We start from the raw sequence: 16,262 nt of genomic DNA on the forward strand, positions 1-16,262 counted from the left end.
GCACCCGGTGCGGCACGGCCCAAGCCGGGTGCTGTGACATACGCCCGGACGCCCCTCCAATCAGGCCGCGGGTGTCCAGGCGTGGTCGGCAAGCGGCGGGTCGAGCGGTGCGCGGGTGAGCCGGTTCGCGAACGTCGACATGGTGTACGCGCCGACGCCGAGCACGACGTCAAGCGCCTGCCGCGACAGGTAGCCGGCGGCCAGGAAGTCGTCCAGCTCGTCGTCGGGCACCGCGCCCCGGTGGTGGAGCACGGCGAGCGTGAAGCGGCGCAGCGCCTCCAGCCTCGGCTCGGGCAGGGCGGTGCGGGCGCGCAGCGCGGCGACCAGTTCGGGGGTGGCGCCGAGCGCGGTGAGCTTGCCTGTGTGCAGGGCGACGCAGAAGTGGCATTCGTGGCTGGTGGAGATGGTGAGGATGACGACCTCCCGTTCCAGGGGTGCGAGGGTCGTCTGTTCGAAGCCGGCACTCGCGGCGAGGAAGCCGGCGAGCAGCTGCGGCGACTCGGCGATCAGCGCCACCGGGGTGGGCAGCCAGCCGAAGCGGTTGCGTACCCCCTCGATGGCCCGCCGGGCGGCGGCTGGCGCCGTCTCGGGGGTGTGGGCGGTGAAGACGGGCATGGGTTACCTACTTCCTGCCGGGACCGTAAGATAGTCAATGTGGTTGACCATATAGTAAACGTGGTTGTCGAACATGGCAACCGCTGACCCGACCCGGCCCGGCTTCCAGCTCCCACTGCTGCTGCTCGCCGGCTTCCGGACGCTGATCGACGACCTGCACGCCGAGCTGGCCCGGGAAGGACATCCCGAGCTGCGACCGCTGCACGGGTTCGTGCTCCAGGCCGTGGGCGCTGACGGCACCACCGCCACCGAACTGGGCCAGCGGCTCGGCATCTCCAAACAGGCAGCCGGCAAGACCATCGACCGGCTGGTCGCCGTCGGCTACCTGGAGCGGGTCGACGATCCCCGCGACGCCCGACGCCGGCAGGTCCGGGTGACCCCGCGCGGCGCCGACGGGCTGCGCCGTTCGGCGGAGATCTTCGACCGGCTGCGCGCGCGGTGGGCCGACACCCTCGGCGCGGAACGGGTCGACGCCATGGAGGACGACCTGCGCACGATGGCCTCGGCCAACTGGTTCCGCCTGGACATGCCCGGCTGGTTCGGCGGCTGAGTCAAGCCCGGCGGACACATCTCACCGGCCCTGGCGTGCCACGGCCGCTCGGGCGCAGACTGATGGCATGTCGGACGCGTACGTCGTCGGCGACCCGGACGGGTTGTCTCCCCTGCTGGTCGCGGTCCGCGACGCCGTCGCCAGGGAGCTGCACTCGCAGCTGGCCATGCGCGGGGAACGGATCGAGCTGGCCGATCTGCCGGAGGTGTCCTACCAGGTCACCGTCCAGGTCGAGCGGACGCTGCGCGACTGGCGATCGGCACGGATCCACACCGCGACGGGATCGAGAAACGTCACAGCTGATCACTAGGAGTCAGGGGTGCCTGTCGGGCTGGTCCCGGCGCTTGCGAACCTGGTACAGCTGACCGAGCCCGGCGGAACGACGCGGGCCGGTCACGGAGTCGTCCATGGCCGGCCCGCAGATCGTCGAGAGGGTCAGTCCAGCCCGCCGTACGAGTGCAGGCCGGTGAAGAAGATGTTCACGCCGAACAGGTTCATCAGCACCGTGAGGAAGCCGACCACAGCGATCCAGGTGGCCACGTTGCGCTTCACGCTCGGCGTGGCGCGGGCGTGCAGGTAGCCCGCGTACACCACCCAGGAGATGAACGCCCAGGTCTCCTTCGGGTCCCAGCCCCACGGCCGTCCCCAGGCCGCCTCGGCCCAGATCGCGCCGGCGATCACCGCGAACGTGAAGATCGGGAACGCGAAGGCGTGCAGTGAGAAGGTCAGCCGCTCCAGGCTGGCCGCGCCGGGCAGCCGCTTGGCGAGGGTGTACGGGAAGCTCCGCTTGCCCTGCTCGTACCCGCTGCGCATCAGGAAGCCGACCGCCGGCACCGCGCCGAACAGGAAGATGCCTGACGCGAAGACGATCGTCGACACGTGGACGACGAACCAGTACGAGTTCAGGGCCGGCACCAGCGGCACGATCGGCACGTACAGCACCAGCTCGGCGGTGGCCACGAGCAGCACCATCACCAGGGTGAGGAACAGGCCGAGCTTGCGCAGCGCCGGCCGCTTCCAGAGCACCACAAGCCAGGCCGCGACCCCGATGAACGTCACCGTGAGCACGAACTCGTACATGTTGCCCCACGGCATCCGGTCGGCCGCGAGACCGCGGGTGACAAGTGCCGCGAGGTGCAGGGCGGCGGCGACAGCCGTGGCGCCCACCCCGATCAGGCCCGCGAGTCGGGCACGCGCCGCCGAGCGGTCGGCGGCGGGCGACGACGGTACGGGCGCGGGCGGCGTCGGGACGACACCACCACCGGCACCGACCAGCTCGCGTACGGGAGCCGCGGCGGCGACCCGGGTACGCGCGTTGCCCAGCGCGTACTCCACGGCGTGGCCGATCATCGCGATCAGATACGCCAGGATCGCGAAGGTCACCAGATTGTCGGAGAGTGCGGACATCACTCGGCCCCTTCTCGCGCGCCGGCCCGCCCGGCCGCTTGTTCGTCACCGCGGACAGCGGCGACGAGCTGTGCGAACTCGTCGGCGAACCCTGGATAGTCGGTGCGCGGCAACCCACCGGCCTCCATCAAGCTACTACCGCTCGTCGGAGATCCTTCCGTCGGGTCGGCGGGCACCACCCGGAAGAAGACCCGGCGGCGCTTGCCGAACAGCGAGCCCATCAGCCCGACCAGCAGGAAACCACAGCTCACCAGCAGCATCGTCGAGCCGGGATCGTGCCGGACGGAGAGCGTGACGTACCGCTCGGTGCCCAGGAACTCGACTGTCGTGCCGTCGTCGAGCGTCCAGCTCTCCCCCTTGCGGAGCAGCTTGGTGCCGACCTCCTTGACCTTGCCGGCGCGTACCTGCCGCTGGTCGAGCTGGTAGACCGAGCCGGGGATGCCGGCGTCCAGACCGAGGTTGCCCCGGTAGGCGACCAGGTTCAGCGCCGGGTTGCGCTCGGTCGGGTACTCCGAGCGCACGAAGGGGGCCTGTTGCGGCGCGGTGGGCAGGTAGATGCCTGTGAACGCCATCTGCTGGTCCGGTGCCCGCTTGCCGGTCTTCGGGTCGACGTTGGCGTCCGGGAAGGCGGCAAGCCCCTCGCCGGTCAGGCCCATGTCGCCTGTGGTCAGGAATGGCGTGGTGCTGGTCTGACTGCGACCGAACCGGTCGGTGTAGCGGATCACCGGCGCGTACCCGTGGCCGAGCAGGTAGACGCTCGCGTCGTTCAGGCGCAGCGGCGAGTTCACCGAGAAGTCCGCCCGACGGGTCGGCTCGTCGGGGCCGTCGACGGTCACCGTGGCGTTGAAGAACTCCGGCTGACCGCTGTCCAGGAACCGGGCCTGGAAGTCGTCCAGCCGCAGGCAGAAGCGGGGCAGGTCGGCGCTGTCCACCCGGGGGCCGAGCTTCGCCTCGGCGTACTGCTGACGGGTGTTGCAGAACGCGTTGTCCGCGCCGGCCACCAGCAGGCGGTTGCCGCTCCAGCCGTACCACGAGCCGAGCGCGACGCCGATCAGCACCGCGATCAGCGAGGTGTGGAACAGCAGGTTGCCCGTCTCCTTGAGGTAGCCCTTCTCGGCGGAGACCTCGTCGCCGCGTACCTCGACGCGCCAGCGCCGCTTGCGCAGCACCTCGGCGACGGCCGCCGCCCCGCCGGCCGGGGCGGGCAGCACGGTGTGCTGCGGCAGCCGCGCCAGCCGCTTCGGCGCGACCGGCGGCCGGGACCGCAGCGCCCGGACGTGATCGCGCAGCCGGGGCGTGATGCAGCCGATCAGCGAGGTGAACAGCAGCAGGTAGATGGCGGAGAACCAGACCGAGCCGAAGACCTCGAACGCGCCGATCCGGTCCAGTCGGGGCGCCCAGTCGGGGTGGTCGACGAAGTACTGGTTGACCTTCTCCGGGCTGATCCCGCGCTGCGGCAGCACCGAGCCGGGAATGGCGGCGACCGCGAGCAGGAAGAGCAGGATCAGCGCCGTACGCATGCTTGTGAGCTGCCGCCACGAGTTGCGCAGCAGGGCCAGCAGCCGGTTGGGTCGGCGCCGGGGTGCCGGTGCCTCGGCTTCCGGCCGGTCGTCGACGACAGTCATCAGATGCTCACCTCGCCCACCCCTACGGTGGTCTGCAACCAGATCACGAAGCTCTGCCACCCGCCGGTGACAAGCGCCAGGCCGATCAGGATGAGCAGGGCGCCGCCGACCCGGGTGACCCAGCGGCTGTTGCGCCGGATGGCGCGGAAGACCCCGAGCAGGCGCTGGAAGCCCAGCCCGAACACGACGAACGGTAGCCCCAGCCCGAGGCAGTACGCCACGGCGAGCACCACGGCACGGTCGCTCTGACCGCTGGTGGCCGCCATCCCCATCACGGCGCCCAGCGTCGGGCCGGTGCAGGGCACCCAGCTGAGCGCGAAGACAGCGCCGAAGACCGGTGCGCCCAGCAGCCCGGCCGACGGCAGCCGGGAGATCCGGAACTCCCGTTGCAGCGCCGGGATCATCCCGAGGTAGCCCAGCCCGAGCACGATGATCAGCGCGCCGACGACGATCTCCAGCTGCCGCTCGTACTCGAAGAAGACCCGGCCGATGCCGGCGAACAGGATCGCGGTGGCGACGAAGACGACTGTGAAGCCGGCGATGAAGAGCAGCGTCCCGGCGAGCACCCGGCCCTTCACGGCCACCACGGCGGACCGTTCCCGGACCGCGACGCCCCCGGTGCCGCCGGGCGCCGGGTCCGCCTGAGGCCGGCGGCCTTCGAGGTCCGCGCCGGCCAGACCCGTGACGTACGACAGGTAGCCGGGGACCAGCGGAAGCACGCACGGGGACAGGAAGCTGACCAGGCCGGCGAGTGCCGCCGCGCCGATGGCGAGCAGGAGCGGCCCGCTCAGCGCCAACTCCCGGAAGGTCTCGCCCATCAGTTCGGGGTCGGCTTCTCGGCGGCGATCCGCTCGACGATCGGTTGCAGACCCTCCTGCTTGACCGCTGCCCGGATCACGGCGGCGGTCCGACCGTCCCGGTCGAGCACCACGGTCGCCGGGACGGTGTTCGGTGGGATGTCCAGGTCGAGCGCCAACCGGCTGGACGGGTCGAAGAGGCTCGGATAGGTGACCCTGCCCTCCTCGAACGCCTTGGCCTTGTCCCGCGAGTCCTGGACGTTGATGCCGAGGAACGTCACCCCGGAGGCCTTGGTGGCCTGGTAGGTGGCCTCCAGGTCGTCGGCCTCGGCGCGGCACGGCGCGCACCAGGAGCCCCAGAAGTTGACCACCACAACCTGCCCACGGGCCTGGTCGACGTCGTACGTGCCGCCGGTGAGCAGCTCACCGGCGAGCTTCGGCGGGGCCGAACGCTGGTCCGGCGCGCACTCGAAGATCCCGTCGGTGGTGGTCGTGCAGGTCTTCTCCTGCCCCTTGGACGACGTGCAGCCGACAAGCGCCACCGCGGCGACTGTGGCGAGCAGACCGGCGGTCCACCTCCGGGCGTTCATCAGGCCCCCTTGGCCGTCCGGGCTGTCGCGGAGAGAGCGATCAGGTGGGCGGCGGGCTCGCTGTAGCCGATGCCCACCACCTTCGCGCCGTCGAAGTGGAACGACGTGAGGCTGGCCAGCCCGCACTGCCGTTTGCGCGGGTCGTGCCAGAGCCGCTTGCGCTCGACGTACCGGCGCAGCGTCCAGATGGGGAGCTGGTGCGACACCAGCACCGCCTCGCGCCCCTCGGCGGCGACCCGGGCGGCGTGCACGGCGGCGAACATCCGCTCGGCGATCACCCGGTACGCCTCACCCCAGGACGGCGTCACCGGGTCGCGCAGCACCCACCAGTTGCGCGGGTCGCGGAACGACCCGTCACCCGGGGACACCTTCTTGCCCTCGAACCAGTTGGCGCTCTCGATCAGCCGCTCGTCCACCCCGACCGGCAGCCCGAACTGGGCGGCGATCGGCTCGGCGGTCTGCTGGGCGCGTTCCAGAGGGCTGGCCACCACGTGCACGATCTCCCGCTCGGCGAGACCCTGCGCGGCGGCCTTGGCCATCTGCACACCCAGCTCGGACAGCCGGAAACCGGGCAGCCGGCCGTAGAGGATCTGGTCGGGGTTGTGCACCTCGCCGTGCCGGAGCACGTGGACCGTCGTCTTGCTCACCGTTTGCTACCCCCCGTGACCAGCCGCTGCCGCCGCGTTCGCCGCCGTCGGCAGCGCGGCCGCGATGTGCTCCAGAGCGGCGTCGTCGATCGCCGCCGACACGAACCACGACTCGAACGCGCTCGGCGGCAGGTAGACGCCGGCGGCGAGCATCGCGTGGAAGAACGCCTTGAACGCCGGCACCTGCTGGGTACGGGCGCTGTCGTAGTCCACGACGTCGGCGTCGGTGAAGAAGATCGAGAACATGCTGCCCGCGTACGACAGTCGGTGCGGGACCCCGGCGGCGGCAAGCGCGTCGGACGCGAGCTTGCCCACGACGGCGGCCGTCTCGTCCAGCTTGCGGTACAGCGCGTCGTCGGCGAGGCGCAGCGTGGCCAGGCCGGCGGCGCAGGCCAGCGGGTTACCGGAGAGCGTGCCGGCCTGGTAGACCGGGCCGGCCGGCGCGAGCCGCGACATGATCTCCGCGCGCCCGCCGAACGCGGCGGCGGGCAGGCCACCCCCCATGACCTTGCCGTACGTCCACAGGTCGGCGTCGGAGGCGTCGAGGCCGTGCCACCCGGCGCGGGAGACCCGGAACCCGGTCATCACCTCGTCCACCACGAGCAGCGCGCCGTGGGCGTGCGCGATCCGGGCGAGCTGCTGGTTGAAGCCGTCGCGGGGGGCCACCACGCCCATGTTGCCGGCGGCCGCCTCGGTGATCACCGCGGCGATGTGCTGGCCCTCGGCGGCGAAGGCCTCCTCGACGGCCCGGATGTCGTTGTACGGCAGGACGATCGTCTCGCTGGCCGCCGCGCCCGTCACGCCCGGCGAGTCGGGCAGGCCGAGGGTGGCCACGCCGGAACCGGCGGAGGCGAGCAGCGCGTCGACGTGGCCGTGGTAGCAGCCCGCGAACTTGACGATCTTGGAGCGGCCGGTGAAGCCGCGAGCCAGCCGGATCGCCGACATGGTCGCCTCGGTGCCGGAGTTGACCAGGCGTACCTGCTCCATCGGCGTCCGGTCCACCAGCTCGGCGGCCAGCTCCACCTCACCGGGGGTGGGGGTGCCGAAGCTGGTGCCCCGGGCCGCGGCGGCCTGCACGGCGTCCACTACCTCCGGGTGGGCGTGCCCGAGGATCAGCGGACCCCACGAGCAGACCAGGTCGACGTAGCGGCGGTCGTCGGCGTCGTACAGCCATGCGCCCTCGCCGCGGACCATGAAACGTGGGGCGCCGCCGACCGCCTGGAAGGCACGCACGGGGGAGTTCACCCCGCCCGGCACGATGGCGCGGGCGCGGTCGAACAGGGCCTCGGAGGCCGGCGCGTCGGCCGGGTAACGGCCAGATCCGGCGGAAACGATGTCGGTCACGATGCCGCCATTGTGTCAGCGCCGAACGGCCAACCGGCAGCCACCCCGGGCCGGGGTTACCCGGCTCACCCGCCATCGGCGCTCGTCGGAGCCCGTCGGGCGCGGCTCGCGGCCTCGACAGGCCGGGTCGCCTGGATCGCGCTAGGCTGACCGGGTGGATCGTGCCGAACTGTCCATCACGCTACACCGGACGGGCGACGAAGCAGTGCTGCGCCTGGCCGGTGAGATCGACATGCTCACGGCCGCCCAGCTCTCCACAGTCGTCAACGAGGTGCTGGCCGACCCGCCGCCGCGCATCGTGCTCGACCTCGGTGGCGTCACGTTCTGCGACTCGCAGGGCCTGGGCACACTCGTCGTCCTCAGCCGCAAGGCCAGCCACGCGCAGAGCCTGCTGATGCTCACCCACGTGGGCGACTTCCTGATCCGCGTCCTGGACATCACCGGCCTGCGCAGCGCCCTGATGATCCGCAACGACCAACCCACCGGCTGACGGACCCGCACGCCGCCGGTCCAGCGCCGTTGATCATGAGGTTGACGGGCGATCAGCTGCCCGTACCACCCGCCAGCCTCATGATCGGCGCGGGTCAGGTGGGTCAGAGGGTGGGGATGTCGCGGGATCGGAACGTGCGCAGGGCCAGGGCCAGGAGCGCCGCCGCGATCACCGTCAGCGCCGCCAGCGGCGTTGCCGTCCAGGTGTCACCCAGGACCTGCGGGGTGTGCGTGAACGGGGAGACGTCAAGCGCCCACTGACTCAGCTTGAGCACCGCGCCCAACTGACCGAGCAGCAGGCAACCCGCGAGCACCGCCCATGCCGCAGCGGAGAACCGGGGCAGCCAGCCCACCAGCAGCGCCGCCAACCCGGACAGCACCCAGACCGCGGGCACCTGGGCCAGCCCGGCACCGAGCATCCGGGGCAGCTCACGGCCGACGTCACCCACACTGAGGCCGTACGCCAGCCCGGTGGCGAGCCCCGCCACGGCCAGCACCAGCGCCGGGCCGAGCAGCGCGAAGAGCAGGTGCGCCCCCAACCAGCGGGTCCGGCTCACCCCGGTGGCGAGCAGCGGCTCGGCCCGCCCGGCGGTCTCCTCGGCCCGCGCCCGCAGCGCGGCCCGGATGCCGTACCCGGCGGCGGCAAGCGCGGTCAGGCTCAACGTCCCACCGAGGTACGCCTCGGCGAGCGCCGACGTGCCGCCGAGACGGGCCAGGATCTCGGCGACCTGCTGGTTGCCCTGCACCGCGTCGCCGGCCGCGTCAGCCGCGCCGCCCAGCACGAGGCCGAGCAGCCCGAAGCCGACGGTCCACCCGAGCAACTGACCCCGGTGCAGCTGCCAGGCCAGGCCGAACGGGCCGGTGAGCCCACTACCGGCGCTCGCCGGGCCGAGCCGGGGCGGGAACACTCCGGCGCCGAGGTCACGACGCACCGAGACGGGGTACGCGACGAGCGCGACAGCCACGCTGAACAGCACCGGAAGCAGCAGCACCCACCACCGCTCGTCGGCGAAGGCCCGCCCCCGGGCCGCCCAGCCCAGCGGTGAGAGCCAGCTCAGCCACTCGGCGCTCCCGCCGGTGCCACCCGACCCGCCGGCGTCGCCGCCCAGCCGCAGCAGGAACGCCAACCCGAGCACGCCCAGGCCGATCCCGCGCGCACCCCCGGCGCTCTCGGTGAGCTGCGCGGCCAACCCGCCGACGCTGGCGAAGGCGATGCCGGTGAGCGCCACCCCCGCGCCGAAGAGCAGCGAACCGGCGCCGGGCTGGCCCGCGGCGGCCAGACCCGCGGCGGTGAGCAGACCCAGCAGCACATTCGCCGCGTACGTCACCAGCAGCGCGGCGGTGAGCCCGGCGTACCGGCCCAGCACCGTCGCGCCGAGCAACTCCCGGCGACCGGCCTCCTCCTCGGTACGGGTGTGCCGCACCACGGTGAGCACGCTGGCCAGGGCGACGACCAGGGCGAGCAGGCCGGCCCGCTGGACGGTGAGCGCGCCGACGCTGTCGCCGTACACCGGGCCGAGCAGTGCGACGATCGACGGGTTGCTCGCCGTGCCGGCCAGGTACGCGGCCCGCTCGGCGGCGGTCGGGTACAGCTCGGCGTACGTGCCGGCGTAGCTGGCCGGCAGCACCGCCAGCAGCAGGATCCAGATCGGCAGCAGCACCCGGTCCCGGCGCAGGATGAGCCGCACCATGTGCCAGGTGCCGGTAAGCGCGGTCGCTGATCTGCCTTTCGTTCGCGACTGCGGGGCTCGCAGGCCCGGCTCACTCCTCGCGCTCACGACCGCACCTGCTCGGGCTGGTAGTGCCGCAGGAACAGCTCCTCCAACGTCGGCGGTTGGCTGACCAGGCTCCGTACGCCGATCTCGGTGAGCCGGCGCAGCGCGGCGTCCAGCGCGGCGTTCTCCACGTCGAAGCGCACGCGGCTCCCGTCCACCCGCAGGTCGTGTACGCCGGTGAGCTGGCCCAGCCCGTCCACCGGGCCGGTCAGCTCGGCCTCGATCGAGGTGCGTCGCAGGTGACGCAGCTCGGTCAGGGTGCCGGTCTCCACGTCCCGTCCGTTGCGGATGATCGTCACCCTGTCGCAGAGCGCCTCCACCTCGGCCAGGATGTGGCTGGACAGCAGCACGGTGCGGCCGTCGGCCTTCGCCCGGCGGACCCAGTGCTGGAAGACCTCCTCCATGAGGGGGTCCAGGCCGGAGGTGGGCTCGTCCAGGATGAGCAGTTCGGCGTCGGAGGCGAGGGCCGCCACCAGGCCGACCTTCTGCCTGTTGCCCTTGGAGTAGGCCCGGCCCTTCTTGCGGGGGTCCAGCTCGAAGGTGTCGAGCAGTTCGGCCCGGCGGGCCGGGTCGAGGCCGCCGCGCATCCGGCCCAGCAGGTCGATGACCTCGCCGCCGGAGAGGTTGGGCCAGAGCGTGACGTCGCCCGGCACGTACGCCAGCCGGCGGTGCAGGGCCACCGCGTCGCGCCACGGGTCGCCACCGAGGAGGCGGAGGATCCCGGCGTCGGTCCGCAGCAGGCCGAGCAGTGCCCGGATGGCAGTCGACTTGCCGGCGCCGTTGGGGCCGAGGAAGCCGTGCACCTCGCCGGCGCGGACGGTCAGGTTCAGACCGTCGAGCGCCCGGGTCCGGCCGAAGGTCTTGACCAGGCCGGACACCGAAATGGGAGTTTCCATGTATCGGAAGCTACACTCGTTTCACGAAGTTGTGAAGACTGTGAGACCTCGGCACCATCGAGGGCTACACCACACGCGGAAAGGGACCACCATGGCAGCCGCCGACAGCCACGACCCGGTGCACCTCTTCGTCGAACGGATGGCGTTGACGTTCGCCGAGGTCGGCTTCCCGCGGATGGCGGCCCGGGTGCTGTTCACGGTGATGAGCGCCGACGATCCGCTGACCGCCGCCGAGATCGGCGAGCGGCTCGGGGTGAGCGCGGCGGCGGTCAGCGGCGCCGTCCGCTACCTCACCCAGTTCGGCATGCTGATCCGCGAGCCGGTCCCCCGCTCCCGCCGGGACCGCTACCGGATGCCTGACAACCCCTGGTACGAGGCCACCATCACCAAGACCGGGCTCTACAAGACCTTCATCGACGTCGCCGACGGCGGAGTGGCAGCCCTCAACGGCCCCGACACGCCCGCCGGCGAACGGGTGGCCGAGATGCGCGACTTCTTCGTCTTCGTCCAGGAAGAGATCGACTCGCTGGGTGAACGCTGGCGGGTCCGTCGGGCCGCCACCGGCCACGCCCGACCAGGCGAGGCCTGACCGCCCCGGTCAGTCGGTGTTGCCCCAACGGGCCTGCTCCAGCAGACGCACGGCCCGGTCACGGGCCTGGACGTCGTCCGAGCGGAGCAGGGTCGTCGCCTCGTCGACCGCGTCGGTGAGCCGCCGCCACTGCGTGTCGCGCTCCCGGACCAGGTCCGACTGGGCGGCCAACTGCCGGGTCTTCACCCACAACTCGACGAATACCGACACCTTGGCCCGCAGCACCCACGGGTCGAACGGCTTGGTGAGGTAGTCCACAGCGCCCACCTGGTAGCCCCGGAGCGCGAGCTGGGCGTCCCGGTCGGCGGCGGTGAGGAAGATGATCGGCACGTGCCGGGTCCGCTCCCGACGCTTGATGTGACTGGCCGTCTCGAAGCCGTCCATGTCCGGCATCTGCGCGTCCAGCAGGATCACCGCGAAGTCGTCCACAAGCAACTGCTTGAGGGCCGCCTCGCCGCTCTCCACCGCCACCGACTGGACCGGCAGGCCCTGGAGAATCGCCTCCAGGGCCATCAGATTCTCCCGCCTGTCGTCCACGAGCAGCGCCTTGGCCATCTGGGTCACGAGGTCTCCTCAGTCCGGCTGCCGCTGATCCAGGACGACATCAACTCGATCAGGTCGTCCAGGTCGACCGGCTTGGTGATGTAGTCGCTGCCACCGGCCGCGAGCGCCGACTCGCGGTCACCCGGCATCGCCTTCGCGGTCAGGAAGACGACAGGCAGATCCGCGAAGCGGTGGTTGCGGCGGATCTGGCGGGTGGTCTCGTACCCGTCCTGGTCCGGCATCATGGCGTCCATCAGCACGATGTCCACCTCCGGATGCTCGGCCAGCAGGCGGACGCCGTCCGCCCCGTTGTCCGAGTACAGCACGGTCATCCCGTGCAGCTCCAATGCGCTGGTCAAAGCGAAGACGTTCCGCACGTCGTCGTCCACGATCAGCACCGTGGCGCCGTCCAACTGCCGGGTGACCGGCGCCTCCGGCCGCTCCGCCAACAGCTCCAGCGGCGGCATCAGCAGCGACGACGGCAGACCGGCGCGCTGCGGCGACGGCGGCGCGGGCGCGACCACCGCGTCCGGAGCCAGCACCTGGGGTACGAACAGCGTGAACGTCGAACCCTGACCGGGCGCCGACGACACGGTGATGGTGCCACCGATCAGCCGGGCCAGATCGCGGCTGATCGACAGTCCGAGGCCGGTGCCACCGTAGCGACGGCTCGTGGTGCCGTCCGCCTGCTGGAACGCCTCGAAGATGATCGACAGCTTGTCGTCGGAGATCCCGATCCCGGTGTCGATCACCGTGAACGCGATCACCTGCTGGGCGTTCGTCAGCGCCGGCACGTCGAATACCGCGTTCTCCGCAGCCGGGGCGATCCGCAGCGTCACCGCGCCGTTGTCGGTGAACTTCACCGCGTTGGACAGCAGGTTGCGCAGGATCTGCTGCAACCGCTGCGCGTCGGTGACCAGCGCGGGCGGCAGATCCTTGCTCACGCGTACCTGGAAGTCGAGGTTCTTCTCCTCGGCCTGCGGCGCGAACGCCTGCTCGACGTACCCGCGGATCTCCGTGAAGCGGATCTCGGTCGGCTCGACGTCCATCCGGCCCGCCTCGATCTTGGACAGGTCCAGGATGTCGTCGATGAGACGCAGCAGGTCCGACCCGGAACCGTGGATGGTCCTGGCGAACTCGATCTGCTTGGGGCTCAGGTTCTGCTCCGAGTTCTCCGCGAGCAGACGCGCCAGCAGCAGCAAGGAGTTCAGAGGCGTACGCAGCTCGTGGCTCATGTTCGCCAGGAACTCCGACTTGTACGCCGACGCCCGGGTGAGCTGCTGCGCCTTCTCCTCCAGGCCGAGCCGGGCCAGCTCGATCTCCCGGTTCTTCGTCTCGATGTTGCCCTTCTGCTCGGACAGCAGAGTGGCCTTCTCCTCCAGCTCGGCGTTCGTGCGCTGCAACTCCGCCGACTGCTCCTGCAACTCGTGGGCGAGCCGCTGCGACTGGGCCAGCAGCTCCTCCGTACGCCTGTTGGCCTGGATGGTGTTGACCGCGATGCCGATGGTCAGCACCAGCCGCTCCAGGAACGACAGGTGCAGCTCGGAGAAGGCGGCCACGCTTGCGAACTCGATCACCCCGAGCAGCTCCCCCTCGAACAGCACGGGGAGCACCACCAGGTCGGACGGGGGTGTCTCGGCGAGGCCGGAGCGCAGGGTGAGTCGGCTGTTCGGCGAGGCGCTGACCCGGATCGTGCGGCGGGACAGGGCGGTCTGCCCGACCAGCCCCTCACCCGGGCCGAAGGTGACGTCGTGCCCCCGCGCCACGTACCCGTACGACGAGGTCAGCCGCAGCCGCATGCTGCCGTCGGTGTCGTCGGCGAGGAAGAAGGCGCCGAGCTGGGCGTCGACGAGCGGGGTCACCTCCGTCATGATCATGCGGCAGACCTCGCCCAGGTCCCGCTGACCCTGCAACAGGCCGCCGATGCGGGCCAGGTTGGAGTCCAGCCAGCCCTGCTCGGCGTTCTTCTTGGTCGTCTCCCGAAGGGTGACGATCATCTGGTTGATGTTGTCCTTCAGCTCGGCGACCTCGCCCTGCGCCTTGACCGCGATCCGCTGCGTCAGGTCACCCCTGGTCACCGACGTGGACACCTGGGCGATGGCCCGCAGCTGGGTGGTGAGCGTGGAGGCGAGCTGGTTGACGTTCTCGGTGAGGTCCCGCCAGGTGCCGGAGACGCCCTTGACCTGCGCCTGACCGCCGAGCTTGCCCTCGATGCCGACCTCACGGGCGACCCGGGTCACCTCGTCGGCGAACGACGACAGCTGGTCGACCATCGTGTTGACAGTCGACTTCAGCTCCAGGATCTCGCCCTGCGCGTCCACGGTGATCTTCTGGCTCAGGTCACCCTTCGCCACGGCGGTGGTCACCGAGGCGATGTTGCGGACCTGGCTGGTCAGGTTCGACGCCATCGAGTTGACGTTGTCCGTCAGGTCCCGCCACGTACCGCTGACGCCCTTGACCTGCGCCTGACCGCCGAGCTTGCCCTCGGTGCCCACCTCACGGGCGACCCGGGTCACCTCGTCGGCGAACGACGACAACTGGTCGACCATCGTGTTGACAGTCGACTTCAACTCCAGGATCTCGCCCCGGGCGTCCACCGTGATCTTCTGCGACAGGTCACCCTTCGCCACAGCCGTGGAGACCTGGGCGATGTTGCGGACCTGGGCGGTCAGGTTCGACGCCATCGAGTTCACGTTGTCGGTGAGGTCGCGCCAGGTGCCGGCGACCCCGCGTACCTGGGCCTGACCGCCGAGCTTGCCCTCGGTGCCCACCTCACGGGCCACCCGGGTCACCTCGTCGGCGAACGACGACAACTGGTCCACCATCGTGTTGACAGTCGACTTCAACTCCAGGATCTCGCCCCGGGCGTCCACCGTGATCTTCTGCGACAGGTCACCCTTCGCCACAGCCGTGGTCACCGAGGCGATGTTGCGGACCTGGCTGGTCAGGTTCGACGCCATCGAGTTCACGTTGTCCGTCAGGTCCCGCCACGTACCGCTGACGCCCTTGACCTGCGCCTGACCGCCCAGGTTGCCCTCGGTGCCCACCTCACGCGCGACCCGGGTCACCTCGTCCGCGAACGACGACAACTGGTCAACCATCGTGTTGACCGTGTTCTTCAGCTCCAGGATCTCGCCCTGCGCGTCCACAGTGATCTTCTGCGACAGGTCGCCCTTGGCCACCGCCGTGGAGACCTGGGAGATGTTGCGGACCTGGCTGGTCAGGTTGCCGGCGAGCTGGTTGACGTTCTCGGTGAGGTCCCGCCAGGTGCCGGAGACGCCCCGGACCTGGGCCTGACCGCCGAGCTTGCCCTCGATGCCCACCTCACGCGCGACCCGGGTCACCTCGTCCGCGAACGACGACAACTGGTCCACCATCGTGTTGACGGTGTCCTTCAGCTCCAGGATCTCGCCCTGCGCCGCCACGGTGATCTTCTGCGACAGATCACCGCGTGCCACAGCCGTGGAGACCTGCGCGATGTTACGGACCTGGGCGGTCAGGTTCGACGCCATCGAGTTGACGCTGTCGGTCAGGTCCTTCCACGTGCCCGCCACGTTCGGCACCTCGGCCTGGCCGCCCAGCTTGCCCTCGGTGCCCACCTCACGGGCCACCCGGGTCACCTGCTCGGCGAAGAGCCGCAGCGTGTCCGTGAGGTAGTTCATCGTGGCGGCCAACTCCGCCACCTCACCGCGCGCGCCGACCGTGATCTTCTGCGACAGGTCGCCCTTGGCCACCGCCGTCGCCACCTGCGAGATCGACCGCACCTGGCCGGTCAGGTTCGACGCCATGGTGTTCACCGAGTCGGTGAGGTCCTTCCAGGTGCCGGCGACACCCCGGACGTCCGCCTGACCGCCCAGCTTGCCCTCGGTGCCCACCTCACGGGCGACCCGGGTCACCTCGTTCGAGAACGACGACAACTGGTCGACCATCGTGTTGACCGTGCGCCCGATGCGCAGGTACTCACCGCGCAGCGGCCGGCCGTCGATCTCCAGCGCCATGTGCTGCGACAGGTCGCCGTCCGCGACCGCCACGATCACCCGGGCAATCTCCGTGGTCGGCCGGCCCAGGTCGTCGATCAGCGAGTTGATCGCCCGCTGCCCCTCCGCCCAGGACCCGTCCAGCCCCTCGTCGTCCAGCCGCTCGGTGAGCCGACCGTCCCGGCCGACGATCCGGCTGATCCGCCGCAGGTCCAGGTACTGCCGCTCCTGGAGCGACACCACCTCGTTGAAGGCGTCCGCCACCTCGCCGGCCTTGCCAGCACGGCGGGGAAGCCGGACCTTCAGGTCGCCGCGGCCGATCCGTCGCAGCGCCTCGGTCAACTCACCGAGGAGCGCCTCGTGGTCGGACGCGGACGGATCCGCCACCGACTGCTTCGCCGTGGTCATCATTCCTCGC

15 protein-coding genes are annotated in these 16,262 nt (G+C 70.8%); 4 read left to right on the top strand and 11 right to left on the bottom strand.

Going from position 1 to position 16,262, the window contains the following annotated elements; translation table 11 throughout:
* Positions 1-60 precede the first annotated feature (60 nt).
* Positions 61-615 (bottom strand): carboxymuconolactone decarboxylase family protein, encoded by a 555-nt coding sequence (locus tag ACZ6N8_RS05070; protein WP_466007646.1) that lies wholly within the window; start codon positions 613-615, stop codon positions 61-63.
* 73 nt (positions 616-688) lie between these two features.
* Here ACZ6N8_RS05070 and ACZ6N8_RS05075 point away from each other — a divergent pair, with 73 nt between their 5' ends.
* Both ACZ6N8_RS05075 and ACZ6N8_RS05080 read left to right on the top strand, forming a co-directional pair.
* Complete coding sequence (locus ACZ6N8_RS05075) at positions 689-1,165, top strand: MarR family winged helix-turn-helix transcriptional regulator (RefSeq protein ID WP_466007648.1); 477 nt, start codon at positions 689-691, stop codon at positions 1,163-1,165.
* Between the two features lie 67 nt (positions 1,166-1,232).
* Positions 1,233-1,475 (top strand): hypothetical protein, encoded by a 243-nt coding sequence (locus ACZ6N8_RS05080; RefSeq protein WP_364369380.1) that lies wholly within the window; start codon positions 1,233-1,235, stop codon positions 1,473-1,475.
* 125 nt (positions 1,476-1,600) lie between these two features.
* Here ACZ6N8_RS05080 and ccsB read toward each other — a convergent pair whose 3' ends face one another.
* The 6 genes from ccsB to hemL are packed head-to-tail and all read right to left on the bottom strand — an operon-like array spanning position 1,601 to position 7,575.
* Positions 1,601-2,572, bottom strand: a complete 972-nt coding sequence (ccsB, locus tag ACZ6N8_RS05085; RefSeq protein ID WP_466007650.1) for a c-type cytochrome biogenesis protein CcsB — start codon at positions 2,570-2,572, stop codon at positions 1,601-1,603.
* Positions 2,572-4,197 (bottom strand): cytochrome c biogenesis protein ResB, encoded by a 1,626-nt coding sequence (resB, locus tag ACZ6N8_RS05090; RefSeq protein WP_466007652.1) that lies wholly within the window; start codon positions 4,195-4,197, stop codon positions 2,572-2,574. Before resB ends, ccsB begins: the two co-directional genes overlap by 1 nt.
* Entirely contained in the window at positions 4,197-5,015 is an 819-nt protein-coding gene (locus tag ACZ6N8_RS05095) for a cytochrome c biogenesis CcdA family protein (protein ID WP_466007654.1), read from the bottom strand. The genes resB and ACZ6N8_RS05095 overlap by 1 nt, the downstream gene beginning before the upstream one ends.
* Entirely contained in the window at positions 5,015-5,584 is a 570-nt protein-coding gene (locus ACZ6N8_RS05100; RefSeq protein WP_466007656.1) for a TlpA family protein disulfide reductase, read from the bottom strand. Before ACZ6N8_RS05100 ends, ACZ6N8_RS05095 begins: the two co-directional genes overlap by 1 nt.
* Complete coding sequence (locus ACZ6N8_RS05105; RefSeq protein WP_466007658.1) at positions 5,584-6,231, bottom strand: histidine phosphatase family protein; 648 nt, start codon at positions 6,229-6,231, stop codon at positions 5,584-5,586. Before ACZ6N8_RS05105 ends, ACZ6N8_RS05100 begins: the two co-directional genes overlap by 1 nt.
* 6 nt (positions 6,232-6,237) lie before the next feature.
* Positions 6,238-7,575 carry a glutamate-1-semialdehyde 2,1-aminomutase gene (gene hemL / locus ACZ6N8_RS05110; protein WP_466007659.1) on the bottom strand — a complete coding sequence of 446 codons (1,338 nt, stop codon included), beginning with the start codon at positions 7,573-7,575 and terminating at the stop codon, positions 6,238-6,240.
* Between the two features lie 154 nt (positions 7,576-7,729).
* Between hemL and ACZ6N8_RS05115 the strand changes: the two genes are divergently transcribed.
* Positions 7,730-8,065 carry an STAS domain-containing protein gene (locus ACZ6N8_RS05115; protein WP_007454492.1) on the top strand — a complete coding sequence of 112 codons (336 nt, stop codon included), beginning with the start codon at positions 7,730-7,732 and terminating at the stop codon, positions 8,063-8,065.
* 103 nt (positions 8,066-8,168) lie between these two features.
* On the opposite strand, the gene ACZ6N8_RS05120 is transcribed toward ACZ6N8_RS05115, so the two are convergent.
* Positions 8,169-9,842 (bottom strand): ABC transporter permease, encoded by a 1,674-nt coding sequence (locus ACZ6N8_RS05120; RefSeq protein WP_466007661.1) that lies wholly within the window; start codon positions 9,840-9,842, stop codon positions 8,169-8,171.
* Positions 9,839-10,735 (bottom strand): ABC transporter ATP-binding protein, encoded by an 897-nt coding sequence (locus ACZ6N8_RS05125; RefSeq protein WP_466007663.1) that lies wholly within the window; start codon positions 10,733-10,735, stop codon positions 9,839-9,841. The genes ACZ6N8_RS05120 and ACZ6N8_RS05125 overlap by 4 nt, the downstream gene beginning before the upstream one ends.
* Before the next feature lie 91 nt (positions 10,736-10,826).
* Here ACZ6N8_RS05125 and ACZ6N8_RS05130 point away from each other — a divergent pair, with 91 nt between their 5' ends.
* The gene (locus ACZ6N8_RS05130) at positions 10,827-11,324 is read left to right on the top strand and encodes a GbsR/MarR family transcriptional regulator (RefSeq protein WP_466007665.1); all 498 of its coding nucleotides are present in this window, start codon (positions 10,827-10,829) and stop codon (positions 11,322-11,324) included.
* 9 nt (positions 11,325-11,333) lie between these two features.
* On the opposite strand, the gene ACZ6N8_RS05135 is transcribed toward ACZ6N8_RS05130, so the two are convergent.
* Positions 11,334-11,888 (bottom strand): response regulator, encoded by a 555-nt coding sequence (locus ACZ6N8_RS05135; RefSeq protein WP_364369408.1) that lies wholly within the window; start codon positions 11,886-11,888, stop codon positions 11,334-11,336.
* Positions 11,885-16,252: a HAMP domain-containing protein gene (locus ACZ6N8_RS05140; RefSeq protein ID WP_466007667.1), complete on the bottom strand. Its 4,368-nt coding sequence runs from the start codon at positions 16,250-16,252 to the stop codon at positions 11,885-11,887. Before ACZ6N8_RS05140 ends, ACZ6N8_RS05135 begins: the two co-directional genes overlap by 4 nt.
* Positions 16,253-16,262 lie beyond the last annotated feature (10 nt).

The sequence above is a fragment of the Micromonospora sp. NPDC047521 genome (assembly GCF_055587305.1).